The organism is Pseudomonas sp. AC242 (assembly GCF_979258655.1).
Genome location: NZ_OZ409873.1, coordinates 1,832,807 through 1,859,414 on the forward strand (window position 1 = coordinate 1,832,807; position 26,608 = coordinate 1,859,414).

General features: G+C 57.3%; 26 protein-coding genes. 11 read left to right on the forward strand and 15 right to left on the reverse strand.

The features are described 5' to 3' along the window. Nucleotides 1-10 precede the first annotated feature (10 nt). Nucleotides 11-667: a DUF2931 family protein gene (locus ACZZ0A_RS08420; RefSeq protein WP_463542854.1), complete on the forward strand. Its 657-nt coding sequence runs from the start codon at nucleotides 11-13 to the stop codon at nucleotides 665-667. A gap of 84 nt (nucleotides 668-751) precedes the next feature. Here the strand turns inward: ACZZ0A_RS08420 and ACZZ0A_RS08425 are convergent, their stop codons facing one another. The 3 genes from ACZZ0A_RS08425 to ACZZ0A_RS08435 all read right to left on the reverse strand — a co-directional run bounded on the left by ACZZ0A_RS08425 (nucleotide 752) and on the right by ACZZ0A_RS08435 (nucleotide 5,551). Further along, entirely contained in the window at nucleotides 752-3,196 is a 2,445-nt protein-coding gene (locus tag ACZZ0A_RS08425; RefSeq protein WP_463542855.1) for a hypothetical protein, read from the reverse strand. A gap of 628 nt (nucleotides 3,197-3,824) precedes the next feature. Next, nucleotides 3,825-4,943 carry a DNA alkylation repair protein gene (locus tag ACZZ0A_RS08430; protein WP_463542856.1) on the reverse strand — a complete coding sequence of 373 codons (1,119 nt, stop codon included), beginning with the start codon at nucleotides 4,941-4,943 and terminating at the stop codon, nucleotides 3,825-3,827. Between the two features lie 2 nt (nucleotides 4,944-4,945). Continuing rightward, nucleotides 4,946-5,551, reverse strand: a complete 606-nt coding sequence (locus ACZZ0A_RS08435) for a glutathione S-transferase (RefSeq protein ID WP_007910713.1) — start codon at nucleotides 5,549-5,551, stop codon at nucleotides 4,946-4,948. A 355-nt stretch (nucleotides 5,552-5,906) separates the two neighbouring features. Here ACZZ0A_RS08435 and ACZZ0A_RS08440 point away from each other — a divergent pair, with 355 nt between their 5' ends. Continuing rightward, nucleotides 5,907-7,247, forward strand: a complete 1,341-nt coding sequence (locus ACZZ0A_RS08440; protein ID WP_463542857.1) for a hypothetical protein — start codon at nucleotides 5,907-5,909, stop codon at nucleotides 7,245-7,247. A 55-nt stretch (nucleotides 7,248-7,302) separates the two neighbouring features. Here ACZZ0A_RS08440 and ACZZ0A_RS08445 read toward each other — a convergent pair whose 3' ends face one another. Beyond that, complete coding sequence (locus tag ACZZ0A_RS08445) at nucleotides 7,303-8,211, reverse strand: MurR/RpiR family transcriptional regulator (RefSeq protein ID WP_463542858.1); 909 nt, start codon at nucleotides 8,209-8,211, stop codon at nucleotides 7,303-7,305. A 401-nt stretch (nucleotides 8,212-8,612) separates the two neighbouring features. Between ACZZ0A_RS08445 and ACZZ0A_RS08450 the strand changes: the two genes are divergently transcribed. The 3 genes from ACZZ0A_RS08450 (at nucleotide 8,613) to ACZZ0A_RS08460 (ending at nucleotide 11,166) form a co-directional block, all read left to right on the forward strand. Continuing rightward, nucleotides 8,613-9,017, forward strand: a complete 405-nt coding sequence (locus ACZZ0A_RS08450; protein ID WP_003225981.1) for a TraR/DksA family transcriptional regulator — start codon at nucleotides 8,613-8,615, stop codon at nucleotides 9,015-9,017. Between the two features lie 608 nt (nucleotides 9,018-9,625). Then, nucleotides 9,626-10,849 carry a methyl-accepting chemotaxis protein gene (locus ACZZ0A_RS08455; RefSeq protein ID WP_463544081.1) on the forward strand — a complete coding sequence of 408 codons (1,224 nt, stop codon included), beginning with the start codon at nucleotides 9,626-9,628 and terminating at the stop codon, nucleotides 10,847-10,849. 113 nt (nucleotides 10,850-10,962) lie between these two features. After that, entirely contained in the window at nucleotides 10,963-11,166 is a 204-nt protein-coding gene (locus ACZZ0A_RS08460; RefSeq protein WP_007910732.1) for a hypothetical protein, read from the forward strand. Nucleotides 11,167-11,173: 7 nt separating this feature from the next. On the opposite strand, the gene ACZZ0A_RS08465 is transcribed toward ACZZ0A_RS08460, so the two are convergent. Both ACZZ0A_RS08465 and ACZZ0A_RS08470 read right to left on the reverse strand, forming a co-directional pair. After that, entirely contained in the window at nucleotides 11,174-11,410 is a 237-nt protein-coding gene (locus tag ACZZ0A_RS08465; protein ID WP_007910733.1) for a DUF2789 family protein, read from the reverse strand. Between the two features lie 48 nt (nucleotides 11,411-11,458). Next, complete coding sequence (locus ACZZ0A_RS08470; protein ID WP_095111515.1) at nucleotides 11,459-11,710, reverse strand: hypothetical protein; 252 nt, start codon at nucleotides 11,708-11,710, stop codon at nucleotides 11,459-11,461. A gap of 400 nt (nucleotides 11,711-12,110) precedes the next feature. Here ACZZ0A_RS08470 and ACZZ0A_RS08475 point away from each other — a divergent pair, with 400 nt between their 5' ends. The 3 genes from ACZZ0A_RS08475 (at nucleotide 12,111) to ACZZ0A_RS08485 (ending at nucleotide 13,919) form a co-directional block, all read left to right on the forward strand. Then, a complete protein-coding gene (locus ACZZ0A_RS08475; RefSeq protein ID WP_038366424.1) occupies nucleotides 12,111-12,581 on the forward strand; it encodes a hypothetical protein in 471 nt (156 codons plus the stop codon). Continuing rightward, nucleotides 12,578-12,772: a hypothetical protein gene (locus ACZZ0A_RS08480; RefSeq protein ID WP_007910742.1), complete on the forward strand. Its 195-nt coding sequence runs from the start codon at nucleotides 12,578-12,580 to the stop codon at nucleotides 12,770-12,772. The genes ACZZ0A_RS08475 and ACZZ0A_RS08480 overlap by 4 nt, the downstream gene beginning before the upstream one ends. 130 nt (nucleotides 12,773-12,902) lie before the next feature. Next, on the forward strand, nucleotides 12,903-13,919 hold the full coding sequence (locus ACZZ0A_RS08485) for an ABC transporter substrate-binding protein (RefSeq protein WP_414915300.1): 1,017 nt from the start codon (nucleotides 12,903-12,905) through the stop codon (nucleotides 13,917-13,919). A 115-nt stretch (nucleotides 13,920-14,034) separates the two neighbouring features. Here the strand turns inward: ACZZ0A_RS08485 and ACZZ0A_RS08490 are convergent, their stop codons facing one another. Together ACZZ0A_RS08490 and ACZZ0A_RS08495 are read right to left on the reverse strand one after the other, a co-directional pair. Beyond that, nucleotides 14,035-16,167 carry a TonB-dependent receptor gene (locus ACZZ0A_RS08490; RefSeq protein WP_463542859.1) on the reverse strand — a complete coding sequence of 711 codons (2,133 nt, stop codon included), beginning with the start codon at nucleotides 16,165-16,167 and terminating at the stop codon, nucleotides 14,035-14,037. Nucleotides 16,168-16,260: 93 nt separating this feature from the next. Beyond that, nucleotides 16,261-16,650, reverse strand: coding sequence for a DUF2946 domain-containing protein (locus tag ACZZ0A_RS08495; RefSeq protein WP_095111513.1), 390 nt, complete (start codon nucleotides 16,648-16,650; stop codon nucleotides 16,261-16,263). A 94-nt stretch (nucleotides 16,651-16,744) separates the two neighbouring features. Between ACZZ0A_RS08495 and ACZZ0A_RS08500 the strand changes: the two genes are divergently transcribed. After that, the gene (locus tag ACZZ0A_RS08500; protein WP_007910751.1) at nucleotides 16,745-17,185 is read left to right on the forward strand and encodes a DUF3995 domain-containing protein; all 441 of its coding nucleotides are present in this window, start codon (nucleotides 16,745-16,747) and stop codon (nucleotides 17,183-17,185) included. A 96-nt stretch (nucleotides 17,186-17,281) separates the two neighbouring features. Here ACZZ0A_RS08500 and ACZZ0A_RS08505 read toward each other — a convergent pair whose 3' ends face one another. The 7 genes from ACZZ0A_RS08505 to ACZZ0A_RS08535 form a co-directional block, all read right to left on the reverse strand. Further along, entirely contained in the window at nucleotides 17,282-17,644 is a 363-nt protein-coding gene (locus ACZZ0A_RS08505) for a Na+/H+ antiporter subunit G (protein ID WP_016982998.1), read from the reverse strand. Then, entirely contained in the window at nucleotides 17,641-17,919 is a 279-nt protein-coding gene (locus ACZZ0A_RS08510) for a K+/H+ antiporter subunit F (protein ID WP_007910754.1), read from the reverse strand. Before ACZZ0A_RS08510 ends, ACZZ0A_RS08505 begins: the two co-directional genes overlap by 4 nt. Continuing rightward, nucleotides 17,916-18,404 (reverse strand): Na+/H+ antiporter subunit E, encoded by a 489-nt coding sequence (locus ACZZ0A_RS08515; protein WP_463542860.1) that lies wholly within the window; start codon nucleotides 18,402-18,404, stop codon nucleotides 17,916-17,918. The genes ACZZ0A_RS08510 and ACZZ0A_RS08515 overlap by 4 nt, the downstream gene beginning before the upstream one ends. Beyond that, entirely contained in the window at nucleotides 18,401-20,080 is a 1,680-nt protein-coding gene (locus ACZZ0A_RS08520) for a monovalent cation/H+ antiporter subunit D (RefSeq protein ID WP_123374949.1), read from the reverse strand. The genes ACZZ0A_RS08515 and ACZZ0A_RS08520 overlap by 4 nt, the downstream gene beginning before the upstream one ends. Next, nucleotides 20,077-20,421, reverse strand: coding sequence for a Na+/H+ antiporter subunit C (locus ACZZ0A_RS08525; RefSeq protein WP_007910763.1), 345 nt, complete (start codon nucleotides 20,419-20,421; stop codon nucleotides 20,077-20,079). Before ACZZ0A_RS08525 ends, ACZZ0A_RS08520 begins: the two co-directional genes overlap by 4 nt. Then, nucleotides 20,421-23,339, reverse strand: coding sequence for a monovalent cation/H+ antiporter subunit A (locus ACZZ0A_RS08530; protein WP_463542861.1), 2,919 nt, complete (start codon nucleotides 23,337-23,339; stop codon nucleotides 20,421-20,423). The genes ACZZ0A_RS08525 and ACZZ0A_RS08530 overlap by 1 nt, the downstream gene beginning before the upstream one ends. 241 nt (nucleotides 23,340-23,580) lie before the next feature. After that, a complete protein-coding gene (locus tag ACZZ0A_RS08535) occupies nucleotides 23,581-24,522 on the reverse strand; it encodes a DMT family transporter (protein ID WP_463542862.1) in 942 nt (313 codons plus the stop codon). A gap of 85 nt (nucleotides 24,523-24,607) precedes the next feature. Here ACZZ0A_RS08535 and ACZZ0A_RS08540 point away from each other — a divergent pair, with 85 nt between their 5' ends. Next, nucleotides 24,608-25,171, forward strand: coding sequence for a helix-turn-helix domain-containing protein (locus ACZZ0A_RS08540; RefSeq protein ID WP_007910768.1), 564 nt, complete (start codon nucleotides 24,608-24,610; stop codon nucleotides 25,169-25,171). Then, nucleotides 25,172-26,578, forward strand: a complete 1,407-nt coding sequence (locus ACZZ0A_RS08545; RefSeq protein WP_463542863.1) for an FAD/NAD(P)-binding protein — start codon at nucleotides 25,172-25,174, stop codon at nucleotides 26,576-26,578. Nucleotides 26,579-26,608 lie beyond the last annotated feature (30 nt).

Sequence of the window (26,608 nt, forward strand, 5' to 3'; positions counted from 1 at the left end):
CCGTCCGCCAATGGAGCAAATCATATTAATGTTGAGTGTTTTACTGGTAGCTGGATGCCAGGCTACCGACCCATTTTCAGCCGAGAACGATCCGAGATCCGATTGGTGGGGACTGGCCTTCACTGAACCGGCTTACATGAAGGTTTGGGTAGAAGACAGCACAGTTCTGGACATCAAAAACAGGACGTTTTTCAAGGCAGGCGGGAGAACCGCTGCCGGAGGTGAACCAGAAGATGGCACAGAGTCTGCCCGTGGGTGGGGCACTGTCAGTGGCTCTGGCATTCCGGTAACCGGTGCCGATCTTCCCAAATTCATCTTCGTCCGTTGGCAGTCCATATCAGAGCAGAAAACCTACAAGGGATTCATCGAAATCCCAGAATCAGCCAGGCAGTTGATGGTTGAGTCAACGAACCAGCGTTGCCCGGAAACTCCCGAAAGAGCCGCTCGATACATGGCTTCGCTATACGTGGGTCTGGCCCCATGTGGCGTATTACAAGCTTGGGTCAGAGACTCATGCCATCGCCCGGTCCAAGTCGCTTATGCCCAAGGCGAAAGTGAACCGCTAGGCCCCGAGCAGGGGAAGCATGGTGGACGCTATGCCTATCCAGTGAGTGACAAGGCCAAGGGGTACATCGATAGATATGGGATTCCGTATGGCAGTTGGTAAACCGTCAACCAATAAAGGCAAAAGGGGCAGGCCATATCTAATGGCGGTCTGTCCCTCTTCCTTTATAGAGGTCTGCTCCGGATTTTATGTCCGCCGGCTTGATTTGATGTGAGGGTTTCCGAATAGATGCATTGCACCCCACGCGGTTTCTACTGGGTACATTTCTTTAATAGAAGAATTGGCTGATTGAACCGCAAGACTTATACAATTCCCCTCGCTAAGTGCTGTAGTAAAGGCAGAAAGCCAAGGGCCTGGAATGACGACATTGAGGCTCCAAGCTGGAGAGATCACGCTTTCGTAGCCATCTAAAAGAAGTGTCTTTGTTAGCGTTTGTAGTGTTCGAGCATATTTGCTTGGATGTATATGCCCTCCATGACAAACAAAAAGAATTGCGAGTTTTCCAGATCCGAAAATATGGTTGGAAGTGAATACCTTACCGTGACTAGGGTACAAGCCATTAAACCCTCCATCTTCATTGCGGCCGCCATGGCATACGAAGGCTCTTATATCGGAGTGATCCTGCTTGGGTGGAGTGGAATCTGTATGGTATGTAGTGTTTTGAGCTGGAAAGTAGTCTGTCAGTTTGGCATGAGCTATCTGAATGGCGACGTCTTGTTCCGTTAGAGGCGCCCAGATCGAAAGTGATTGGGTGTTAATGTTTTTGGGTGTATATGATTGATATAGGTCAAGTGTGAGGGAGTTGCAAATTGCCTGAGGAGTGTCTTTAGGTGTGAACATTAAATTATGAGGTATTCTCGATGTTTCTATGTCGGCAAAAACTACAGTTTTCTTATCTGATACTTTCAGTTCAATGCTTGGTAGTTTTGACTTTATTAACAGGCTTTCATCTCGCCAGATGTCCTCTTTGGTTTCAAGAAGTCCAGTTCTTGGCGTGTCATCAAAGCCAAAATTTGGGAGTTCATTTTTGATCCATTTCGACCAAGTGTCCAGTGGTGTCCGCGTGCTGAGTGTATTGAATACGCCGTCTTCAAGCACTAGAGTATATATGTTATCCTTATTTTCACCGATCCAGATGAATTTAGTATCCGTGCAGGGTGACAAGGTTTTTAGGCAGTTATCATAGAAATCAGATTTTATTTTTTGTTCTCTAGTTTCGTCTGATTTGAACTTTATTAAGGCATTGCTTGGCAAGTCTGGAGATAGTTTAAATGCTAATGCACCATCGGATTTTACACGATGGCCTATAAGTATGCCCTCTATGTCGTTGTCTGATAGTGATTTGGTGATTAGATTGCTTGCAGTCAATTGGAGTAAGTTGATTTCATGGATGTGGTCAGATTTGTTTCTCGTAGAGTGGAGTCGATTAATGGATGAAAGAATTACTTCTTTAGTGTTGCTTTGATCTGAGAGGATCATACCCCTCATTTGTTTTGTGTGAGTCGCACCCAATATGCTCTCGGATTCAGAGAAAATTCTGCTGAGCGAGGGGTGGTTGGCAATCAGATTTGGTACGTGATTAATTAGATTACAGATTATCGCATGCCAACTCTCAATAGCAGGCTTCCCACGTTTTAGAATTGCCTCAAGATTCTGGCTTGCGTAGTTTTCAGCAATTTGCGCACTCTCTGATGGAGCGTGGCGCAGTTTGTCGTTTATCGACATGACGACGAGGCTTTCTTTGTCATATTGGTCGAGGAAGTCGTAAGAATTAATAGTGTTTTGAACGTCTTCAAGAAGCTCAAGTAACCCGCAATCTCTAAAAAGTATTAACAGGGCTTTCAGTATTCGATAAATACTTTGTTCTGGTATCTCCGTTGATTGTTGAATGGCTTTGAACATTAGGCAGCCATTAAGTGCAGCCTCAATAGGGTTTTTTTGCCTATTAATTAACGACATTTTACACCAGTGTCCGTATTGCCTCAGGTTGTCGCTGATTGAGCAGGCGATGACTTCTTCTGCAATGTCTCGAGCATCCTGATTGCGACCGTCTCTGACTAACCTGTCTAGTAGGGAATCACAGTAGAAATAAAATTCTTCAGGCTTGCCCGTTTTTTTGCTCAACTGCTTTAGCAGTGCTAGTAATGAAAGTGCAGTGACAAGGTCGCCTTTGTGCTCACTTTCGCTCGGTGTAGATACTGTTTCATTCAGTAGGGATATGGTCCAAGCTTTATATTGTTCTGTTTCTTTTTTGGTTGTGTTTGGAATGGAAAAAGTTGAAAGTCTAATGCCGTTTTTATGAGAGCCAATGGCTTTTCTGTAGAATGTAAAGTACTTGTTTTTCCCGCATGGATCAAATGTAGGGTCTTGTCGTTTGATAGGTGTTACTGTGGCTAAGCCCTTCGTATGATCCAACAGGAATTTTAGTAGCAGAGGAAAAGCACCAAAACCAAAATCTTGAAGCTCTTGAATAGTTAAAGTGTGGGCTTTTTGAAAGTTTTCCCATTGCAAATTATTTATTTTATTGAGGGTTGAGTCTAATGTTAAAGTTGCAGTCTCTTCTGAAATCTCTCCAAACTTTAGTTTTATGAAGAGGTCGCGAACTTCGAGTTGGATTGCGGTGGGGGTCATATTCTTCCTTAAGTTGCTGATTCCAGTTTATCTATTAAATGGGGCTATTAAGTTTGTGTTTGATGTTTCGCCTTGGTAGAGGTTAAAGGTTGACTTTGCCTTCGTGATTTATTAGTAGGTTGCCTTGCCTTGTGTTGCTTGGTTGATGTTCGATATAGCTCTAGCTAGTTTACGATTTTTTGTGGCGCAATGCCACCATGCGGCATCACGTTTGTTTTTGGGTTTAAATTGTTATCTTTCTTGTGTAGGCGGGATAGGCTTCTGTGATTTTTTCAGAGATTTCGCAGAGTTTGAACAATGTTGCCATGCTTGTTAGATCGCTGTTTCTGGGCTGTAGCGCGATTAGGGGTAGTTGCTGTTCAACTGAGATTTTGAATTTGGTTGTGTTGAACAATGATTTTGTCTTCGTTTTAACGATGAATTTAGCTATTTTTTACGCAGCGACTGCGCTTGGTTTAAGTGGCTAATGTTTGCGTTGGATGCTGTGGCGACTCCATAATTTCTCAAGTTGTGACTATCTTATCTTCTGTATTGGTCGGCAGCATCTCTGGCGAACGCCCACTATTGGCCGAAAGCAGCTCTGTCCGTAATTCCATATCAATCAGCGTTACTCTCAGATCAACGGAATTTATCTGTGGTGCCACCCAGCAACAATGTCGAATGCAGCGTTACCTAACACCTCCCCATTAACCATAACCCGTACCACATGCCGCCCCTCAAAATGCTTCCTCGTCGTAAAGTCCCTAATCACCTGCCGCCTCCCCACAACCACACTCTCAAACCCCGCCAACCCCACCGTCTTCAACTTAAAAACCTTCCCCGAAACCCCACCATTCGCCTTCACATAGTCAATCGCATAATCAATCACCAACCGCTGCTCATGCGCCACCGTCGACTTCACCACAAACGACAACGTAATCGCTTCCCCCAGCCTAACCACCGCCGGTTCAACCCGCACATCCAACAACTCAACCTCAGCCTTCGCCCCGGCACCAATCACCGTCAGCGCCCGCAAATCCCCCTGCTTGATCAAGCTCCGCAACGCATGCTTCGCAATCCACGCCGTGTGCTTGTTTTCCAGCGACCAACCTTCAATCGTGTCCAGCACCCACCCCGGATGCACCTTCGTCACATCATTCAAATGATTCGCCACGGACTTGCGCACATACAAACTCTCATCCGCCTTCAACCGATCGAGTATCCCGGCGGCCAACTGTGGATCCGCCTGCACCGCTTCCAACCGAAACGACCAAGGCAGGCGAGGGCGGCTGCCTTCGCTGGCGAGTCGTCGGACGTGGTGGTTCTCATCGCGGGTCCAGTCGTGCATCAGCTCTAACGACCGTTCCAGGTCGCTGCGCAGAAAGTGGCGGATGGCGAATTCGGAGGAGCCGAAGGTGGTGAAGTACTTCAGGGCGTCCATGGAGGTGTCGAACGCATGCCCGCCATAGCTCGCGACGTAATGCGGCAAACACATGCTGACGAATCCGCTGTTCAGCCTTGGTGCGAGTTCACGCAATACATTGAGGGAATCTTCGTAGTCCAGCGGCAACACGGCGTGCAGGCTTTCGCTAACCCGCGCCATGCGTTGCATCACTGATAATTCAGCGAGTCCGTCCTGGGCGTGTTTGAGAAACGCCTTGGCCTTGAATGCCGGGTACACGGCGCTCATTTCGCTGGCGATGTGCTGCAAGCGCTCGGCGTTGAAGATTTCCTTTAACGCCGGGGCGGCGGTGTCGGTGGTGCTCATGGTCAGGTCATCGGGGTGCTGACGAACGCTTCGAGGGTTTCGGCGTAGGCGGTGTATTGGGCGATGTGGGGGTAGCGGCGCGTGTCGATCTGGTCGGGGACGACGAGGCCGGTGAAGCTCCAGGCGACGGCGAGGCTGATGCCGGCCTGGGTGAGGGTGCCGTCGGTGGGCAGGCCGGTTTTTTCCAGTTCTTGCTCGAGGGCGGTGAAGGCGGCGGCGAGTTGGCCTTCGACGCGTTCGACCCACGGCTGGTATTGGATGTCGGCCGGGCGCAGGTTGCGTTCGTAGTAGAGCTGCACGGCTTTTTCGCAGGCGGCGAGGCTGAGGCCGATCAGGCGCAGGGCGTGGGCGCGTTGTTTCAGGTCGGTTGGCAGCAGGCTTTTGCCGGAACTGGCTTCGAGGTAGTCGAGGATGAGGGTCGAGTCCATCAGGACCACGCCGTCGTCGAGGATCAGCGTGGGGGCTTTGACCACCGGGTTGATCTGCTGGAATTGCTCGAAGTGGCGGAACACCGAGACTGACTCGTGTTCGAGGTCGATGCCAAGGCGTTTGGCGGAGATGGCTACGCGGCGCACGTAGGGTGAGTCGAGCATTCCGATCAGTTTCATGTGCAATTCCTTGGCGGGACTGATGATGACGGGCAATGGATGTCGAATGTAGCGGGAAAGTTTGTCGGCTGACTACTGTAACGCCCTCGAAGAGTTCGTCGTCGCGATCCGTAACACGCATGAAACACCCGAAAATAAAGGCTTCACCTGGCCTTGCCAGTTGTTGCGAGGGTTCTATAGTCAGAGTGCCAGCACCGTCCAGGGATGGAAAAGTTAAGCGAGCTTCAGGCCCTCTGATTCAGTACTCGTTTGTATTACTCCCTTGCAGTCCACGACCCCTAGAACGTTGAGGCGCCGACCTGAGCGCATTCGATGCGGCAGTTCGTGCTTTCGAAACTGGAGGGAGGGGCATCCAATGAGGGAATACAGGTACCTGTGCTGGTGCGTGATCGGAGTGGGATTGGCGGGATGCGGTTCCAGGCCGGAGCCCGGGGTTGTTGCCGAAAACTGGGCGACAAATACGGAGCAGTTGGGCATTCAGGCTATTTATCCACCTCGCGCCCAGTTCGAGGTTGGGGACGTATTTATCGCGCGCTCGGTCCCGAATGGGCAGAAGGCCAAGACGGCTGACTATGTACTGGGGTCCTTACGAATCGATCACATCGATCTCAGTGAGGAACTATATGAATCGGCGCCCACTGTCAGGTTCGAGTCAACCGACACCTACGATGACGGGACGGGAAATGGCACCGTCCAGGCGCGCAAGGTCTTGCCACTGATGGTTCACGACAGGGTGGTCAACAGCCTTGTGGCGTTTCCCGGATTCACCTTTGCATCGCTATCGGAAAGCGACATTGGCGTTAACGTCGCCAGCAACGCGATCGGGGCAATGCTTGGGTTTGGCCGCCGATCACAATACAGCGTGTCTTACTCGGTGCCGGCAGCTGAAACCTATGGTGTCAGCTATCTGCAGGCGAGGCGTCGGTTTGCCGCCTTGGCTCCAAAGCGTTACACCATCGCAGATCGGCAAATGATGCAAGAGGCTGCAGAATCGCTGCGCAAGAAGAGCTCGACATTTTTTGATCGCTCGCCACCCGTCCTGGTGTTGATCACGGATGTTTACCTGGCCCGAGCCATTGATGTGAGTGTTTCTTCGGAAGAGGGAATGAGTGCCTCGTTTTCGGCATTGACCATGGCCATGGTCGATTTGAGTGACAAGAAAAAAAGCCTTGAGGCGCAGTTGACCAAACTCCGCCCGGCACCGAAGGCCGCAGGCGAAGGGGAAGCGGGCAAGGTGCAAACCAAAGAAGACAAGGTCACAAAAATGGCCGACCCGAAAACCCCGGAGACCCCCAAACCAGAGGCAAAACCGGCAGAAGCGCCGGTATCGGCGAGTTCTCAAGCAAAGATCGATCAAGTGGAAGCCGAACTGGTGCAAGTGAACGCACAGCTGCGTGAAAAGGTCAGCAAGGTGGCGCCTGACTTGCCTGGCGTTACGGGTTCAGTGGTCAGATCATCTGCATTGGGTGTGACACTGCGTCAGGCGTTCGCCCGGCCCGTAGCCATAGGTTTCCGAGGTATCAATTACAGCGTTGAATCGTTGCTGCCACCTAAGGATGCCGATCAGGTTGCCAACGTGCCGCGGGTATCTCCGGGGTCCACTCCTGTTGTGCTTGTCCGCAAAGGCGATGATCCGAGCACCATCTTGAAAATAATAATGAAGCTAATGAATGAAGACGCCCCCAAGGCGGATTAGGCAATATCCGTGAGCAAAGCTATGCGCCGGCCGATGCCCTGCACCTGCCGGCGCACTAGTCATCAAACCCCGCCTGCTCGTGGATCTCATCAACATTCAGTTCCAGCCGATACGCCACCGCGACAAACAAGGCCTGACACAAACACAACGTCGCACTCAGCGAACGAAAGGCGAGGGCGCTGCCTTCGTTGACCAGCAATACGCTGTCGGCGAGTTTCGCCAGCGGCGAGAGGTGGCTGTCGGTGAGGATCAGGGTGTTGGCCTGTTGCTGGCGGGCGAAGCGCAGGCAGTGCTGGGTTTCCTTGGCGTAGGGCACGAAGCTGATGGCGATGACCAGATCGTTCGCGCGCACGCTGCGCATTTGCTCTCGATAGCTGCCGCCCAGCCCGGAAACCAGGTGAATGCGCTTCTGAGTGTGTTGCAAGTTGTAAACGAGGTAGTCGGCGACGGCGAAGGAGCGGCGCACGCCGACGACATAAATGTTGTCGGCGTTGACGATCAGGTCGACGGCTTTTTCGAACGCGGCGTCGTCGAGTTCACGGCCCAGGCGTTCGATGCCGGAGCGGGTGGCGTCGATGCATTCGCGGGCGAGGTCGCCGGCGCTGGCTTGCTGCGACTGGTTGGCGATCATGCTGCGGATGCGCTGCTGGTAGTTTTGCACCGGTGAGGCTTTGTGGGTGTAGGCGCTGCGGAACAGTGCCTGCATTTCGCTGAAGCCGCTAAAACCGAAGCGTTGCGAGAAGCGCACGATGGCGGACGGGTGGACTTCGCACTCGCGGGCGATGTCGCTGATGCGGTCGACCATGATCCGGTCGCTCTGCTGGCTGATGTAGCTGGCGATGCGTTTAAGTTGACGCGGCAGGGCGTCGTATTCGTCGGTGATCAGTTGCAGCAGGCGCTCGGCATTGATCGGGGGGCTGGCGAGTGAAACCTCGTCGGTGGCCGGCAGATCGGGGCGGGGCATAGGTCATCCTTCAGGCTGTTTGATCACACGGTGGGCCTGATAGTAGGGGGGCTTTTGCGGTTCTGCTTTGCTGAAACGATGCAGTGCGTGGTAAAAAATTGCGTCTGGGCGCTGTGTGGTTAGCCGTTTGTCTTCTATATACAGCCGCTCGACTGAATTTCTTGCTATAAACGCACTCCGATGGCCGTGTGAACGCTGTGTCAGAGCACTTTCCGGACGTTGTCGGACAAATTCCCTGTATTTACAGTTGCTGAGGCCTCATTCGGGCCTTAGACTGCCGCCCCTCGTAAATTGAGTGCCGGGTGGCATTTGCAATAAACGATGCCTTTTCGCCGACCGCTCGCGGTTCGCCGAAACGCTCCCTAATTCGCCTTAATGCACGTTTTTTTATAGAGATATCAATGACAAAGGACAAGTTGCTGGCCATGCCGGCAGATGACTACATGAATGCAGAGCAGCACGCTTTCTTCACTGAGCTGTTGCAGAACATGAAAGTCGAAACCCACGAGCGCATTGAGCAAAATCGTATCGCCATCGAAAGCCTGGACACCCCGGCTGACCCGGCGGACGCGGCTTCGGTTGAAGAAGAGCGCACTTGGCTGGTAAACGCGATCGATCGCGACCAGCGCATGCTGCCGCAACTGGAACAAGCCCTTGAGCGCATCAAGGAAGACAGTTTTGGCTGGTGCGATGACAGCGGCGAGGCCATTGGCCTGAAGCGCCTGCTGATCAGCCCGACCACCAAGTACTGCATCGAAGCTCAAGAGCGTCACGAGCAGATCGACAAGCACCAGCGTCAGGCCTGATTCTGTGGGGTGACCCTTTCAACAGGGCACCTTGAAAAGATCGCAGCCTTCGGCAGCTCCTACATGGGCGTTGCTGAAGGCTGCGATCTTTGTTTTTGCTCGTCTGCAACAATCCCGCGCCGTTCCATTGACCTGCCACAGACCCCACGACTAACGGACCATGGATAATGGCGTTGTAGTGGCGTTTAATGCAGTCACAATAACGAGAACAAGCGTGGGGTATTGATATGACGAGAGACGGATCTCTGGTTGGGGCTTTGCCTGCACCAGTGCTTTTGCCGAAAAACCGCTGGATCGCACCGACCCTGCAAAGCATCGCCCTGATGCTGTTGCTGGCCGGCATGACGCTGGGTGGATGGTCGCTGTACATTGGCATGCCGTTGGCGGTGCTGATTGTCTGGCTACCGCGCTTGCGTTCTCGCGCCATCCCCGAGGTCCAGCCTGCCGACACTGGCAGCGCAATGTCCGAACTGACCCGCGACCTTTCCTACACCACCAGCCATAACGCGTTGTCGGCGGCCGGCGTGGCGTTTTCGGTCAAGGAACTGGCGAGCAAACTCGAATCGCAACTCGATGCGGCGGCGCAGATCGTCAGCAATGCCGAGGTGATGATCGCCACCGAACACGCCACTTCACAACTCAGCCGTGCCGCGCTTGAGGCGGCCAGTCAAGCGCATCACAGCAGCGCAGCGGGGCGCACGGAGCTGGTGGATTCGATCTCGCGCATGCATCAACTCAGTCAGCGCGCCAATGCCAGCCGTGAACTGATCGAAGCCTTGAGTCTGCGCAGCGATGATATTCAGCGCGTGACGCTGGTGATTCAGTCGATTGCCAGCCAGACCAATCTGCTCGCATTGAACGCGGCGATCGAAGCGGCGCGAGCCGGTGAGCATGGTCGCGGGTTTGCCGTGGTGGCGGATGAGGTTCGTGGATTGGCGGCGCGCACGGCGTCGGCCACCGGTGAAGTGGGTGAGATGGTCGCTGACATTCAACAACGCACGGCGCAGGTGGTGGAGCAGATTCGCCAGCTGTCGAGTGATCTGCAGACCGGTGTCGAGCAGGTCGAGCACACCGGTCAGCATCTGGAGAACATCGCGCGACTGGCAGCCGGGGTGGAAAGTCAGGTCGGTGAAATTGCTCAGGGCGCGGAAACCAATCGCGAACAACTCGACAGCCTGTTCAAGGCGATCGAGCAGATGCGTAGCGATCTGGCGATCAGCGATCAACAGACTCGCCGCCTCGCTGAAGCCGCAGTGCAAATGGAAGGGCAGGCGGAAACCATCAGTGAGCGTCTTGCCGAAGTCGGGCTGGATGACTATCACCAGCGCATCTACGATCTGGCCCGCGAGGGCGCGAGCCAGATTGCTGCGCGTTTCGAGGCGGATGTCGAGCAGGGCCGGATCAGCCTTGAGGACCTGTTTGATCGTCAGTATCAGCCGATCCCGAATACACAACCGGCGAAATTCCAAACCCGTTTCGACCGCTACACCGATCAGGTGCTGCCGGCGATTCAGGAGCCATTGTTGCCGCGTCACGAGGGGTTGGTATTCGCCATTGCCTGTACGCAACAGGGTTATGTGCCGACGCACAATCAGCTGTTCAGTCAGCCGTTAACCGGCGATGCGCAGGTCGACGCAGTGAACAATCGCACCAAACGCAAGTTTGCTGACCGCACCGGTATTCGCTGCGGCAGCCATCAACAACCGGTGTTGTTGCAGACTTACACCCGCGACACCGGTGAGCTGATGCATGATTTGTCGGTGCCGATCATGATCAAGGGCCGGCACTGGGGTGGATTGCGTCTGGGCTATAAGCCGGAAAAACCGCGTTGAGCGATTGTTACTTCTGATGCAATGAATCTGTGCACGGAGCTTGCTGTTTCCGCTCGAAAGAAACCATTAATCTGACCACTTAGTTAGGTTGCTAATGATTTCGGGAGGGCTGCATGCAGTGCAGAGTTGATGTCGCGGTGATGATCGGCAGTGGCGTACCGGCCGGACTGCGCGCAATGGGGCGCAGCATTTGCTGGGTGGTATTGCTCAATGGCGAGCGTCGCGGCACCGCGTTTGCCAGTCGCGACGAGGCCGAGGAGTGCAAGGCTGCATGGCTCGCGCAGTTGCACGCCGAACCATGTGACAGCCTTCACTGATCCAGAATTACTTGCCGCGGTGCAAGCGCACATTCAGTTCATCGACCATCACCGCTTCTTCGCCATCGGCCCTTAGCCATTCCTTGAGTAGTTGTGCCTGTTGCGGTGACCAGAAATCGGCGTCGATCAGTTTGGTGTTTGCATCCAATGGATGCGCCTCGATGAAATCGTCGATTGCGTTACCTTCTGAAGGCAACCCCAGTTGATCGAACAGGGTTTTCAGATCGTATGCTGGCAGTTCCATCGTGTACTCCTTCAATGGGCGCCGTTACGGCGCGGTGGATCGCTCTCTTTATCTGAGGCAGCCACTCGCCAGGAGTTCGATCTTTGATTCCAGTGAGCGGGCGAGGGCGCAGGCTTCGTTGTGATCTTCACGGAAACCTCTTACACGGCCGGTCGATGTTTCCTTTATGTGGAAGAAGGCGTTGCCGGCCGGTACGACTTGAAAACGTGGGCAATGGTCGCTCATATCAGTGGCACGCAGGATCAGCGGTGATTCGATCCGGGCGTCTGTGGTCATGGCAAAGTGAGTCCGAGTGCACATATGAAGTCCTTTTCATCAGTTGGCCGATATTTACAGGCCGTTGCGGGTAGTCGGAATGAGCATCGCTGCTCTAGAATCGCCAGTACCCGTTGGCGACAGGGCTTATCTAAAGCAATTTTTCGCCAGCGATATGTCGGAAAAGTGCTTTTTTTCGTGAGAATTTTCCCTAAAGTTCGTAGTCAGACTGCTCTTGCCAACGGTGAGGATTTTTCCTTCAAGCTTTGGCGACTTCGGGATGAGTTTCGCGAGTGACAATCCGGTAGTCTTACCAGCCTCGTGTTGAATGAGCACTCTGCTCGATTCGGGCTTTATTGATTTATTTGGCAGTGACATCGGCCTGGCCGTTTTTTTGCCGTGCGCGTTTTCCGTGTGCGGTTTTTTCAGATGTGGGGATGTTTCTTTGGCAGTCAGTAATCTCGATATGCATGCTTTGTTCGTGTTGGGTGATTTGCGTGCAAAGCTGGTCAAGTTGTTCCAGTCGCGTTTTGTTTACATCACCGAGCAGAACGCCGAAGGCATTTACGTGGCCGAGATCGACACCGAAAGCGCCTTGGTGGTTGATGACAAGCCGGGGCTCAAGCTCAAGGTCGGCGATCATTTCAGTGCATCGGTCTTGCCCAGCCGTGAAGGCGGCAAGATGGATATCCGTTTTCGCGAAATCAAACTCACGGTCTATGGACTGGGCGATTACGCTTTCGTCGAGACCGCTGACGGGCACGCGATCCTGTTCAAGGAAGGCCACAGCGTGGTGACCGTGTTCGCCGCTCATCAGCAATTGCAGGAAGGCCTGACCAAAACGCTGAAAGCCGTGACCGCCAAAGCTGCCAAGTGGCGCAAGGGCGAACTGGTGACGTTCAAGGCCAGCGAGTGAGCCGCGCGGATTTCCATTCGCAGAACCTCGACACTGCACGCGAGGAGGCCCAGCGCTTGTTCGCCGCCAAGGCTGAGCTGCAAGGCGCCTGGCTGAATTGGCTGGCTGCGCAGATCTACCAGTTGCGCCCTGCGGAATACGCCAGCATGGTCAGACGCGAGCTGCAACGCTTGCAGGAAAAGTCTGATTGATAACCTCGTCCGCAGCATGACCCGGAAAAAGCAGGAACCTCGGCTACAGTCAGTTGACTGAGTATTCAGAGGCTTGCGGTCTTCTGTCAGGCCATCCTGCCATTGCTGTGAACAGCACGAGGTGCAATGCATGAACGGATTTCGACGGTTATTGGCCGCCAGCGTGGCCACGTTCGGTTTGCTGACATCAGCGCCATCGGTGATGGCCGCCCAGGCGCCGATCCATTTTGCCGACCTGAACTGGGAAAGTGGCAGCCTGATTACCGATGTCCTGCGGATCATCGTCGAGAAGGGCTATGGTTTGCCGACCGACACCTTGCCTGGCACCACCATCACGCTGGAAACCGCACTGGCCAACAATGACATCCAGGTCATTGGCGAGGAGTGGGCCGGGCGCAGTCCGGTGTGGGTCAAGGCCGAGGCCGAAGGTAAAGTCGTCAGTCTTGGCGATACCGTCAAAGGCGCTACCGAGGGCTGGTGGGTGCCGGAGTACGTGATCAAGGGCGATCCGGCCAAAGGCATCAAGCCGCTGGCACCGGAGCTGCGCAGTGTCAGTGATCTGAAAAAGTACAAGGACGTGTTCAAGGATCCGGAAACCCCGGGCAAGGGGCGCTTCCTCAACAGCCCGATCGGCTGGACCTCGGAAGTGGTCAACAAGCAGAAGTTGACGGCTTATGGGTTGCAGGACGATTACACCAATTTCCGCAGTGGTTCGGGCGCGGCGCTGGATGCCGAGATCAGCTCTTCGATTCGTCGCGGCAAACCGGTGCTGTTTTACTACTGGTCACCGACGCCGCTGCTAGGCAAATTCAAACTGGTGCAGCTGGAAGAGCCGCCGTTTGATGCCGAGGCGTGGAAGACGCTGACTGATGCTGATAATCCCAATCCAAAACCGACCCGTTCGCTGGCGTCGAAGCTGTCGATTGGCGTGTCTACGCCGTTCCAGAAGCAATATCCGCAGATTGCCGAGTTCTTCAGCAAAGTGGACTTTCCAATTGAGCCGTTGAACAAGGCATTGGCCGAGATGAGCGAGAAGCACACGGCGCCGCGTGATGCGGCGGTGGCGTTCATGAAGGCCCACCCGGATGTGTGGCAGGCCTGGTTGCCGAAGGATGTGGCGGAGAAGGTTTCGGCTGATCTGAAATAGAGGCTGTAGCGCCCGGCCTCATCGCGGGCAAGCCCGCTCCCACAGGTATTGTCGTCGAATGCAAATTTTATGTACGACACCAAACACTGTGGGAGCGGGCTTGCCCGCGATGCTTTTAAAACTTCGTCTGCACGGCCAGTTCGAAGGTGCGCGGTGTCCCCAGGTAATACGCCGGCGAAACATGCGCAAACTCGGCATACACCTCATTGGTCAGGTTACGCACGCGACCGGTCACGGTGGTGTGCGAATCCACCTTGTAGCTGAGGAAGCTGCCAAACAGGGTGTACGACGGCACGGTCATGGTGTTCGCCGTGTCCGCATACACCGACGCCACATACCGCGCATCAACCCCACCTTGCCATTGCGGCGAAAAGTCATACGTCAGCCACAGATTACCGACTCGATCCGGCACGTTGGTCGGCGTGTTGCCCTTGCGCGACACCACCACCCCGGCAGCATTCTTTTCGGTGAAATCATCGTACTGCGCATCGACCCAGGCGAAGTTACCTTCGGCCAATAACTTGTCGGTGATCCGCAGCGAACTGGCGATTTCGATGCCTTTTGACGTTTGCTGGCCGACCGGAATGCTGCTGGTCGGGTCCAGCGGATCGGTCACCGCGAAGTCCTTTCGCTCAATGGTGTAGGCGGCAATCGTCGCCGAGCCGCGTCCATTCAGATAATCAAATTTGCTACCAATCTCCCACTGCTTGCCGGTCGAAACGTCGAAGTCCTGCGTACCGTTCGGCTGCTCGGCGGCGGTGCTGTATTGCACGTAGACGTTGGCCGATGGAATGAATTGGTAGGTCAGGCCGGCGCGGCCGGTGACCGGCTCCCAACTGCGCTTGAGGTGCTTGGGGTTAGCGGCGGTTACAGTGCGATGGTTGGTCACGTCGAGATCAATGTCGTCATAACGCAGACCGGTGAGCAGCGACAGCTTGTCGGTCAACGCCAGCCGGTTTTCCACGAACAGCGCCTTGGTGGTGACCTCGTTGGTCTTGTCGCTGATCAGTTTGGGGTTGGTGCCCGGGATGTCGTAGAAGTGCCCCGGACGATAGTTGTTCGGATCGACCGTGCTCGCGCCTTTGACGTTCAGTGGCGAGTTGGTGGTCTGGTTGACCTTGTATTCGAAGCCCCCCGACCACGTCGTGTCGAGACCGAACAGCATGTTGTCGTGGCGCAGTTCGAACTGGTTGCCGTTCTGCTCGCCCTGATGGCGTACCTGATAGGCAGTCGAACGATTCACCGCCGTGTTGTCGGCGTTGTACTGGTAAGTTTCGAGGTTGCGGTAATCGCGCTGGCTGTCGAGGTGATACAGCGTGTTGCGCAGGGTGGTGCTGTCGTTGATCCGGTAGTCGATGATCGAGCGCACCCAAATTGTCCGCTGCTCGTAGCGACCGTCCTCGACGTTGTAGTTGTTGAAGCGATTGTGTTTGTCGATCTTCAATTCGCCGGCCTTGGGATTGAGTACGGGCGTGCCCCAGTACGGACTGTCTTCGTGTTCGTCCTGATATTCCAGCGCCAACGTGTGCGACAGGTCGGGCGTGAGGTCGCTGAGCAGCGAGAACGCCACGCTCCAGGCATCGCGCTCCTGGCGGTCGATGTAGCCGTTGCTGGTGTTGTGGCTGACGTCGAGTCGCGCGTAGTGCTGCACGTCGGCGCTCGGCTCGGTCAGTGCATGATTGAGGCCGAACGCCGTCTCGGTGGTGTCGTAGGTGCCGTAGCTGATCCGGCCTTCAACTGCTTGTTCATCGCGGGTGGCCAGTTTGGTTACGTAGTTCAGCGAGCCGCCAACGGAGCCCGCACCATTGATCAGCGATGACGGGCCGCCGACCAGTTCCACACGATCATAGATCCACGAATCGACAGGCCGCGCGAGGCCGCCGGAAACGTTGATGCCGTTGAACATCTGGGTGATCTGGCTGCTGGTGAAGCCGCGATAGGAAACGAAACCACCAAATCCCGGCGGCGCACTGGCGTTGACCCCGGGCAAGGCGTTGGCGGCGTCCTGGAAGTTCTGCGCGCCATGGCGTTCGATATCGTTGCGCTTGGCGATGGCCACCGAGGCGGGTGTGTCGCGCACGCTCAAGCCGAGGCGCGAGGCCATGCCGCTGGATTGGTCGAGGCTCAGGCCCGGTTCCGTGCCGGACTCGCCATCGATGGTGATTGGCGCCAGATCCACGGTGGATTGCGCCCAGACGTTAACGGACAGGCAGCCGCATAGGCTCGCCAGCAAAGTGAGTTGTTTCATCATTTGAATCCTGAATGCTTGTCTAGGAGTCAGCGCACAGGCGAACGCCGCGCGTTGGCGCAGTGGGCTGACAAATCAAAAAGGCAGAGACACTCAGGCGAGCGGTGGGGCGCGAGGGTTGGCTGAAGGCCAGGTGAAGCGGGCAGGGAGGTCGGCGCTGACGATGGGCGCCAGCGGCGGACTGTGGTGTTCGGGCAGGATCGCCAGCGTGAGGCTGGAGTTGAATGCTGGGCCCATGCCACCGCCGACCGAGCACAGCGGACAGCCAAATGCCTTGGACAGGGTGGGCAGTTGTTCTTCGGTGGGGTTGCTGGCGAGCGGCGCTTGAGTGGCCGGGTCGACTGTACAGAACTGGCCGCCGATACCGTTCAGCTGCATGCCGACCATTTGTCCGTGACCGATGCTGCAGGCGAACACGTTGAACAGGACGCAGCAATAGAGCATCCAGGCCAGCAGTGAGCGATCGGAACGGGAGAATTTCATGGGGCGGCACTTTACCGTACCGCCGATCGGTCGTGCACTTGAAAAAAATCCGACTAGGATGATTTGTTCAAATCCCTTTCCAAGGATTTCAACCATGACCTTTGTGTTGGCTCAATGGCTGGTGACAACGTTTGCGGTGATCGCCTTGATGCACGTGTATTGGGCGTTGGGCGGGCAGTGGGCGGCTGCGGTGGTGGTGCCGCAGGTGCCGGTGCGCGGATTTGTCGCAACGGTGCGGCCGGCGTTCAAGCCGTCTGGCTGGCTCACGTTGATTGTGGCGGCGGCATTGTTGGTGATTGCGGCGTTGGTGTGTATGCGGGTGGGCTGGGGCATGCCGGCGGTGACGCACAAGGCGTTGCAATGGGTGATCAGCGCGATTGCGCTGTTGATGTTTGCCCGGGCGATTGGTGATTCGAATCTGGTCGGTTTTTTCAAGGAAGTGAAGGATTCGCGGTTTGCGCGGCTCGACACCTGGGTGTATTCGCCGTTGTGTGCGGTGTTGGGGGCGGGGTTGTTGGCGGTGGCTTGGGTCTAGAAAAGCAAGATCAAAAGATCGCAGCCTTCGGCAACTCCTACAGGGGGGAGCGCATTCCAATGTAGGAGCTGCCGAAGGCTGCGATCTTGTAACGGTTCAGCTACCGCTCTCGGTGCGTCGGCTACTGACCTCGGCCGGCACATCATCCCCGGCCATGCGCTTGCGGAACAACGCCGCTCGCGCCAGCAGCAAGGTCGTCACCGGCACAGTGATCGCCAGCAAAATCGGAATCAGCCAGGCATGTATCACCGGCCCGGATTTCAGCGCCGAGAAGCAGATGATCGACGCCAACGCCACACACCACGCCCCCAGCGTTGAGGCCAGTGCCGGCGGGTGCATGCGCTGGAAGTAATCCTTCATGCGCAACAAACCGATTGCACCAATCAGCGCGAACAGGCCGCTGAGCACCAGCAGGATCGCCACCGGAATCTCGACCCACAGAGACAATTCAGCATTCATTCGATCACCTCGCCACGCAGCAGGAATTTCGCCAGGGCAAACGAGCCGACGAAGCCGAACAGCGCAATCAGCAGCGCCGCTTCGAAGTAAGTGTCACTGGAATAACGAATACCCAGGGTCAGCATCATCAACATCGCGACGATGTACAGGTAATCCAGCGCCAGGACTCGATCCTGTGCCGACGGGCCTTTGAACAAACGCACCAGCGTCAGCACCATGGCCAGCGAGAACAGGAACAGCGTCAGCAGGATGGCGTTCGACAGTAATGGGCTCATTCGAAAATCTCCATCAACGGCCGCTCGTAGGTGGACTTGAAGTGCTCGATGAATTGCGCTTCATCATCCAGATCCCAGACGTGCAGCAACAGAATGCTGCGGTCCAGCGCCAGCTCCGACCACACCGTGCCGGGCACCACCGTGCAGATCATCGCCAGTGTCGCCAGACCGTGAGCATCGCGCAGGTCCAGCGGGACTTTGACGAAGCCAGAGCGCAGCGGGCGACGACCGGCGTTGAGCACGCCCCACGCGACAATCAGGTTGGACACCACCACGTCGCGACCGACGAGGAAGAACAGGCGCAGGATTGTCCCGGGGCGGCGAATGCGTACCTGTTTCGGACGCAGTTTGCGCATCATCAAAGGTGCAGCAAAACCCAGCATCGCGCCGAGCAGCAGATTGCCCGGGCTGATCGACAGGTTCAGGGTCAGCCACAGAACGCACAATGCCAACGACAACAACGGTGCAGGAAACACGCGCTTCATGGCTGCACCTCCAGCATCGCCGATTTGGCTTCCGGACTCGGTACGGCACGGGTGCCGAGCACCGCCATGACGTATTGCTGCGGGTTGTTCAGCGCCTCGGCGGTAGCTTGGGTGTAGCGCAGCAGCGGTTCAGCCTTAAAGGTCAGGACGATACTCAGCCCCAGCAACAGGAAGATCGGCGCACATTCGAGTTTGCGCAGCAGCGGCGAAGGGCGCTCCTCCGGCGTCCAGAAGCGCTGGATGCCGAGGCGCGAGAACGCCATCAACGACGCGAGGCCGGTGAGGATCAGCAGCGCCAGCAACGCCCATGCAGCGATGGAAATCGGCGCACCGGTGCCCAGGCCCAGCGGATTGAGCAATGCGCCGATCAGGCTGAGTTTGCCGATGAAGCCAGACAGCGGCGGCATGCCGATGATCAGCAGCGCACAAGCAATAAAGCTCAGGCCGAGAAACGCCATGGTCCACGGAATGACCTGACCGACCACCGCTTTCTGCTCGTCATCGAGGTTGATACCTTTGGGCGGTTGCAGGGATTCCTGCGGGCGCGGTAGCAGTTCGCTTTCGTCTTCCAGCGGAATCTCGTTGGCGGAACGAGAACGTTCGATCAACTCGGCCAGCAGGAACAGCGCGCTCAAGGCCAGGGTCGAGCTGACCAGATAGAACAGCGCTGCGCCGATCAGGTTCGGTTGGGCGAAGCCTACGGCGGACAACAGGATACCGGCCGACACCAGAATGCTCAGGCTGGCCATGCGCTCCAGGCGTTGCGCGGCGAGAATCGCCAGCGCCGCGCAGGCCATGGTCGCCATGCCGCCGTAGATCAGCCAGTCGCCACCGAAGAATGCCGACGCTCCGGCTTGCCCTGAGAACAGAAGGGTCCACAGGCGCAGCAGGGTGTAGACGCCAACCTTGGTCATGATCGCGAACATCGCCGCGACCGGCGCACTGGCCGAGGAGTAGGCCGGCACCAGCCAGAAGTTCAGCGGCCACATACCGGCCTTGGCCAGGAACGCGACGGCGAGAATCCCGGCGCCGGCATGCAGCAAGCCACGGTCAGCTTCCGGCACCAGTGGAATCTTCAGCGCCAGATCGGCCATGTTCAACGTGCCCGTGACGCCGTAGATAAGTGCCGCGCCAATCAAAAACAGCGAAGAGGCCAACAGATTGATCGAGATGTAATGCAGCCCCGACGAGACCCGCGCCCGACCCGATCCATGCAACAGCAAGCCATAAGACGCGGCCAGCAGCACTTCGAAGAACACGAACAGGTTGAACAGATCCGCCGTCAGGAATGCGCCGTACAGGCCCATCAATTGAATCTGGAACAACGCGTGGAAGCTCGAACCGGCGCCATCCCAACGTGCCATGGCGAAGAGCAGGGCGCTGACGCCGATGATCCCGGTCAGCACCAGCATCAGCGCCGACAGCCGATCGACCACCAGCACGATGCCGAATGGCGCCTGCCAGTTGCCCGGCAGGTACACGCCGATGGAACCGGGTACGCCAGTGGTTTGCGTCCACTGCAGCAACAGCACCGAAATGAACAGACCGACGACGCTGGAGAACAGGTTGATTTTCGCCTTCAGCGGTCGGTGCCGTTCGCCGAGCATCAGCATGATCGCGGCAGTCAGCAGCGGCAGCAGAATCGGTGCGGCGATCAGGTGAGTCATCGCCATCATTCTTTAGGCTCCCGGCCGTCAACGTGGTCGGTGCCGGTCAGGCCGCGCGAGGCGAGCAGCACGACGAGGAACAGCGCGGTCATGGCAAAGCTGATGACGATCGCGGTGAGTACCAGGGCCTGTGGCAGCGGGTCGGTGTAGTGCAGCAAATCCTGGGTGACGCCGTCCTTGATCACCGGCTCCTTGCCGATGAACAGGCTGCCCATACTGAAGATGAACAGATTGACGCCATACGACAGCAGGCACAGGCCCATGACCACCTGGAACGTCCGTGGCCGCAGGATCAGCCAGACGCCGGACGCGGCGAGCACGCCGATGGCGATTGCGATGACTTCTTCCATCAGACGGCTCCTTTGCTGGCGACGGACTTGGGCAGCGATGCGGTCTTGTGGCCCCGCACCGATTGGTGGGCGAGGGCGGTGAGGATCAACAGCGTCGAACCAACCACCACGCCGTACACGCCGATATCGAAGAACAATGCGCTGGCGATATGGATGTCCCCCAGCACTGGCAAGCTGAAATGCCAGGTGTGCGTGGTCAGGAACGGATAACCGACGACCATCGCCCCGAGGCCGGTAGCGGTGGCAAACAGCAACCCGGTGCCCATCCAGCGCAGTGGCCGCAGGCTCATTTGCGCCTCGACCCACTGTGTACCGGCGACCATGTATTGCAGGATGAACGCCACCGACATCACCAGACCGGCGACAAAGCCGCCACCCGGTTGGTTGTGCCCGCGCATGAACAGGTAGAACGACACCACCAGCGCAATCGGCAGCAATAGGCGCACCAGCACGGCCGGCACCATCATGAAGCCGAGCGCGGTGTCGCTCGCCGAGCGCGGGTTGACCAGATCGGTGACCACGTCCGGCGCCAGCAAGCGTTGCTGGGCAGGCAGTTGCAGGCTTTCTTTCGGTGGGCGGAAACGCCGTAGCAGGGCGAATACGGTCAGCGCCACGGCGACCAGCACGGTGATTTCGCCGAGGGTGTCGAAGCCGCGGAAGTCCACGAGCATCACGTTGACCACGTTGCTGCCCCCGCCCTCAGGCATGGCGCGGCTGAGGTAGAACGAAGAGATATCGTTCGGCGTCTGCCGCGTCAGCATGGCGTAAGACAGCAGCGCCATGCCGCCACCGACGGCAATCGACAGCAGCAAGTCGCGCAGACGACGAATGCGTGCCTTGCGCAGGCTGCTTGGCAGTGGCGAAACTTCTTCGATACGGCGTGGCAACCAGCGCAGACCGAGCAGGATCAGCACGGTGGTGACCACTTCGACTGCCAGTTGCGTCAGCGCCAGGTCGGGCGCGGAGAACCAGACGAAGGTGACGCAGGTCATCAAGCCGCAGACGCTGACCATGGTCAATGCAGCGAGACGGTGATACTTGGCCTGCCACGCGGCGCCAAGGGCACAGGCAATCGCCAGCAGCCACAAGGTCACAAAAACGATCGAGCCGGGAATCTTCGGCCGGTCGCCCCAGCTCAGGCTGCTGTGCAACATCGGGATCAGGCCGGCGAGCACCGCCGCCAGTACCATCAGGAACAATTGCATCTGCAGACGCTTGGTGCCGAGTCGCCGCTCCAGACGTCGGGCCAGGCGCATCATCACCACGAGGCTGCGTTCGAACAGGCGCTTGCCGTTGAAGCGGCCAACCAACGGCGGGTATTTGAAGCGTCCGCGCTTGAGCTGATTGCGCAGCAACAGATAGACAATGATGCCGCCGGACATGGCGATCAGGCTCATGATCATCGGTGCGTTCAGACCGTGCCAGATCGCCAGGCTGTATTCCGGCAGTTCGCCGCCGACGACGGGCAATGCCGCTGCCGCTAGCAATGGACCGACGATCTGCGCCGGGAAAATCCCCACCAACAAACAGGTGAATACCAGCAATTCCACCGGCGCACGCATCCAGCGCGGCGGCTCGTGCGGAGTGTGCGGCAGGTCGGTAGCCGGTGGACCGAAGAACACATCGACGGTAAAGCGCAGCGAGTAGGCAACGCTGAACGTACCGGCAATGGTCGCGACAATCGGCAGTGCCGCTTCGACCCACGCCGTGGCGTTGATGAACACGGTTTCAGCGAAGAACATTTCTTTCGACAGGAAGCCGTTAAGCAATGGCACACCCGCCATCGAGGCGCTGGCAACCATGGCCAGCGTCGCGGTAAAGGGAATCAGTTTGATCAGGCCGCTGAGTTTGCGAATGTCACGGGTGCCGCTTTCGTGGTCGATGATGCCCGCAGCCATGAACAGCGAAGCTTTGAATGTCGCATGGTTGAGGATGTGGAATACCGCCGCCACGGCAGCCAGTGGACTGTTCAGGCCCAGCAACAATGTGATCAGGCCGAGGTGGCTGATGGTCGAGTAAGCGAGCAGACCTTTGAGATCGTTCTGGAACATCGCGCAATACGCACCGAGCAACAGCGTACAGGCGCCAGCCCCGCTGACGATGTAGAACCATTCTTCGCTGCCGGACACCGACGGCCACAAGCGTGCGAGCAGAAAAACCCCGGCCTTGACCATGGTGGCCGAGTGCAGATAAGCCGAAACCGGTGTCGGCGCCGCCATCGCGTGCGGTAGCCAGAAATGGAAAGGGAACTGGGCGCTTTTGCTGAGTGCGCCGATAAGAATCAGAGGAAGGAGAATCGGGTAGAGGGCGTGTGCACGAATCATGTCGCCGGCGGCCAGGACCTTGTCGAGGTCATAGCTGCCGACGACATGGCCGAGAATCATGACCCCCGCCAACAGGCATAGTCCGCCGGCACCGGTGACCATCAACGCCATATAAGCGCCGCGACGGGCGTCGGCGCGGTGGTGCCAATAGCCGATCAGCAGGAACGAGAAGAGGCTGGTCAGCTCCCAGAAAAACACGATCTGAATCAGGTTGCCGGAGATCACCAGGCCAAGCATGGCGCCCATGAACGCCAGGAAAAACGCGAAAAAACGCGGCACCGGATCGTCCGGCGACATGTAATAACGGGCATAAAGAGAAACGAGCGTGCCGATGCCGAGTACCAGCATCGAGAACAGCCAGGCGAAGCCATCCATGCGCAGAACGAAGTTCAGACCGAGGCTGGGCAGCCACATGAATTCTTCGCGGATCACGCCGCCGTGGGCAATTTGCGGGTACAACATCGCGACCTGGACGGTGCCGATCAAAGCGACCAGACCTGCCAACAGGGATTCGGTATTACGCGCGTTGTGTGGCAGCACCGCTGCCAGACAGCTGCCAATGAATGGCAGAAGCAGTAGAACTATCAGGGACATAGGCTTCTAATCTGCGGAAGTTTGTGAAGCATCATACGTGCCAGCTCCCTGATCACCAAACGCCAGGATGTCTCAGAATCCTACAAAGTAGTCTGGAATTTTCTGTTTGGCATTGTTTCAGGTGAAGGGACGGCGCCTGTGATGGCCCCATCGCGAGCAGGCTCACTCCTACAGGGGAACGCGTTTGTAGGAGTGAGCCTGCTCGCGATAGCTATAGCCCAGGCACTAAGGACATTGCAGATTAACCTTGGGTTTCCCGCGCCTGCTCAGCGTCGGCTTCTGCTTCGGCAACCTTACCCTTGGTCTTCAACTCACTGACAATCACCGCCGCCACAATCAACCCTGCGCCCACCAGCGCAATCGCTGGCAACCGCTCCCCGGCAATCCGCCCGACGATCCCGGCCCATACCGGCTCGCCCGCATAGATCAACGTCGCCCGGGTTGGCGAAACACTTTTCTGCGCCCAGTTCATCGCCACCTGAATCGCCGCACTCGCCGCGCCCAACCCCAGGGCGGTCACCAGCAGCGTCCAGGAGAAATCCGGAATCATTTCCCCGGTAGGCACCACCAGCAGGAACGACAGCACCGATGTGGTTGCCAATTGCACGACAGTCACTCGGCGCACATCGACCTGACCGGCATAGGTGCTGATCAAAATGATTTCGGCGGCGATGGCGATAGCGCTGATCAGCGTGGCGATTTCGCCAGGGCTGAAATTCAGCGCTGCACCGGACGGGCCTGACAGCAGCATCAAACCGGTAAACGCCAACATGATGCCGATGCTGGGCATCAGCCCCGGGCGTCGCCCCAGCACCAGCCATTGCAGCAAAGGCACAAACGGCACATACAACGCGGTGATGAACGCCGACTGACTGCTCGGGATCGTTTGCAAACCGACCGTCTGCAAGCCGTAACCAAGCATGATCGCCACGCCAATAAAGGCGCCCGCCTTCAATTCGAAGAGGGTCAGGTCACGCAGATGACGCCATGAGAACAGCGCGACGATAGCCGCCGCAGCGGCGAAGCGCAGACCGACAAAAAACATCGGTCCGCTGACGGTCATCGCGTGCTGAACCAGCAGGAAAGTACCGCCCCAGATCATGGTGATCAGTACCAGCACGCACTCGGCTTTGCTGAAACGAGAGAAACGGAGAGGAGTGGAGGAGCTGTTCTGCGACGTCATGACCTTGCGCACTTTAAAAAAGAGGCCGCACAATGCGCCCAACGTTGCGCAGTATACTGCCCAACCTCACCGAGTGAGCAATATAGTGCACAAAGATTCAACGCAACGGGCGTCCGTTCTGCAACACGTCAGCCTGAATGTGCGGCGTCTACGGCATGCCGCCGATATGAGCCAGACCGCGCTGGCAGAAAAGTCCGGGGTCAGCCGGCGCATGCTGGTGGCGATCGAGGCGGGCGAGAAGAATGTCAGCCTGACCACCCTCGATCGCGTTGCCGAAGCGCTGGATGTGGCGTTCAGCGATCTGATTCAAGCGCCGGATGCCCGCGACCCGAGCCGCATCAACGAGGTGGCCTGGGCAGGAACCCACCCGGGCAGCAAAGCGGTGTTGCTCTCCAAAGCCACCGCGACTCGCGAAGTCGAGCAATGGGAATGGTGTCTGCAACCGGGTGAGGTCTACCCGTCGCAAGCAGATGCCGAGGGCTGGAGCGAGCAGATTTTCGTCTTTGCAGGCTGCCTTACCCTGATGCTCGGGGATCAGCCGCAGCACATCGGCACCGGTGAGTTTTTTATGTTTGCCAGCAACCAGCCGCATTCCTATCGCAACGATGGCGAGGTTGCGGCGCGGTTTGTTCGCAATGTGGTGATTTGAATGAGTCAGAGCGCAGACATCCTGATTATCGGTGGTGGCCTCAGCGGCACGATGCTGGCGGTGCAATTGCTACGTCTGCCTGGCCGGCGCAAGGTCCTGATCATTGAGCCGCGTGCGGAACTGGGACGGGGCGAGGCGTACAGCGCGGTCGAGTTGGGACACACGCTCAACGGCAACGCCGCACGTATGAGCGTCGATCCGGATAATCCTGATGATCTGACGCAATGGCTGACCGAGCACATTGCCGGCGGTGGCTGGCCTGAATCGGCCGAGCAGGACGTGCCGGTCAGCGAGCTGTTTGCGCCGCGTGGATTGTTCGGCGTCTATGTGCAGCAGCGTCTGGCCGAGGCGCGCATTGCCGGAATGCAAAATGGCTCGAGCGCTGAGCACATCCGCGCGGAGGTCGTCGATCTGCAAGTCGATACCGGTTCGGTGCAGCTCACACTGAGCGATGGGCAGTCATTGCACGGAGCCTGCGCGGTGCTGGCGACCGGTATGTTCCCCGCAGCACGAACGCCGCAGAAAGCTTCCAGTGGCCTCAACGCCGCCGCGCTCGATCCGTGGGATGTCGCGGCGATGCGTCAACTCGACCCGCAATCGACCGTGTTGATCATCGGCTCTGGCCTGACCATGGTCGATGCCGTGGTGTCGCTGGAGCAAGCCGGGCATCGCGGGCCGATCGAAGTGTTTTCCCGGCACGGCTTGTTGCCCCATGTGCGCCGACAGCCACCGGGCTGGATCGATTTTCTCAGCGACGATCACAGTATTCGCACGCCTCGCCAGTTATTGCGCGAATTACGCCGGCATTGCCGGGCAGCCATTGCACAAGGCATCGATTGGCAGGCGCCACTGGACACGGTTCGGGTGCATATCGCTCGTTTGTGGAGTCAGGCGACTGACACGCAGCGTCGACAATTCGTACGGCATGTACGGCCGTGGTGGGAAAGTCATCACCACCGTTCGCCACCGTTGAGTGCGGCGCTGGTTGAGCGTCTTTATAAAGAAGGGCGATTGCGTATTCAGGCAGCTTCGTTCAAAGGGCTTGAGACAAGTCCGGACGGTGGCGTCCGTATTCGCATTCGGCGGCGCGGTGAGTCGCAAACCTGCGTGGTGCAAGGCGCCGCATTGATCAATTCCAGCGGTATCGAATACGACTGGCGCCGAGTGGCGCGACCGTTGCCGCAGCAACTGCTGGCGCGCGGTCTGGTGCGGTCGGGGCCGTTGGCGTTGGGGATTGCGGCGGCAATCGACGGCGCGGTGCTGGATACCGACGGGCGTGCGGCTAGCCGATTATTTGCCATGGGGCCGCCGTTGCGCGGGATGTGGTGGGAGAGTACGGCGGTGACGGATGTGGCGTTGCAGGCCAAGGCGCTGGCGATGCGGTTGGCGGGTAGGTCAGAAATTTGAGGTGTGCTTGGCGGCCTCTTCGCGAGCAGG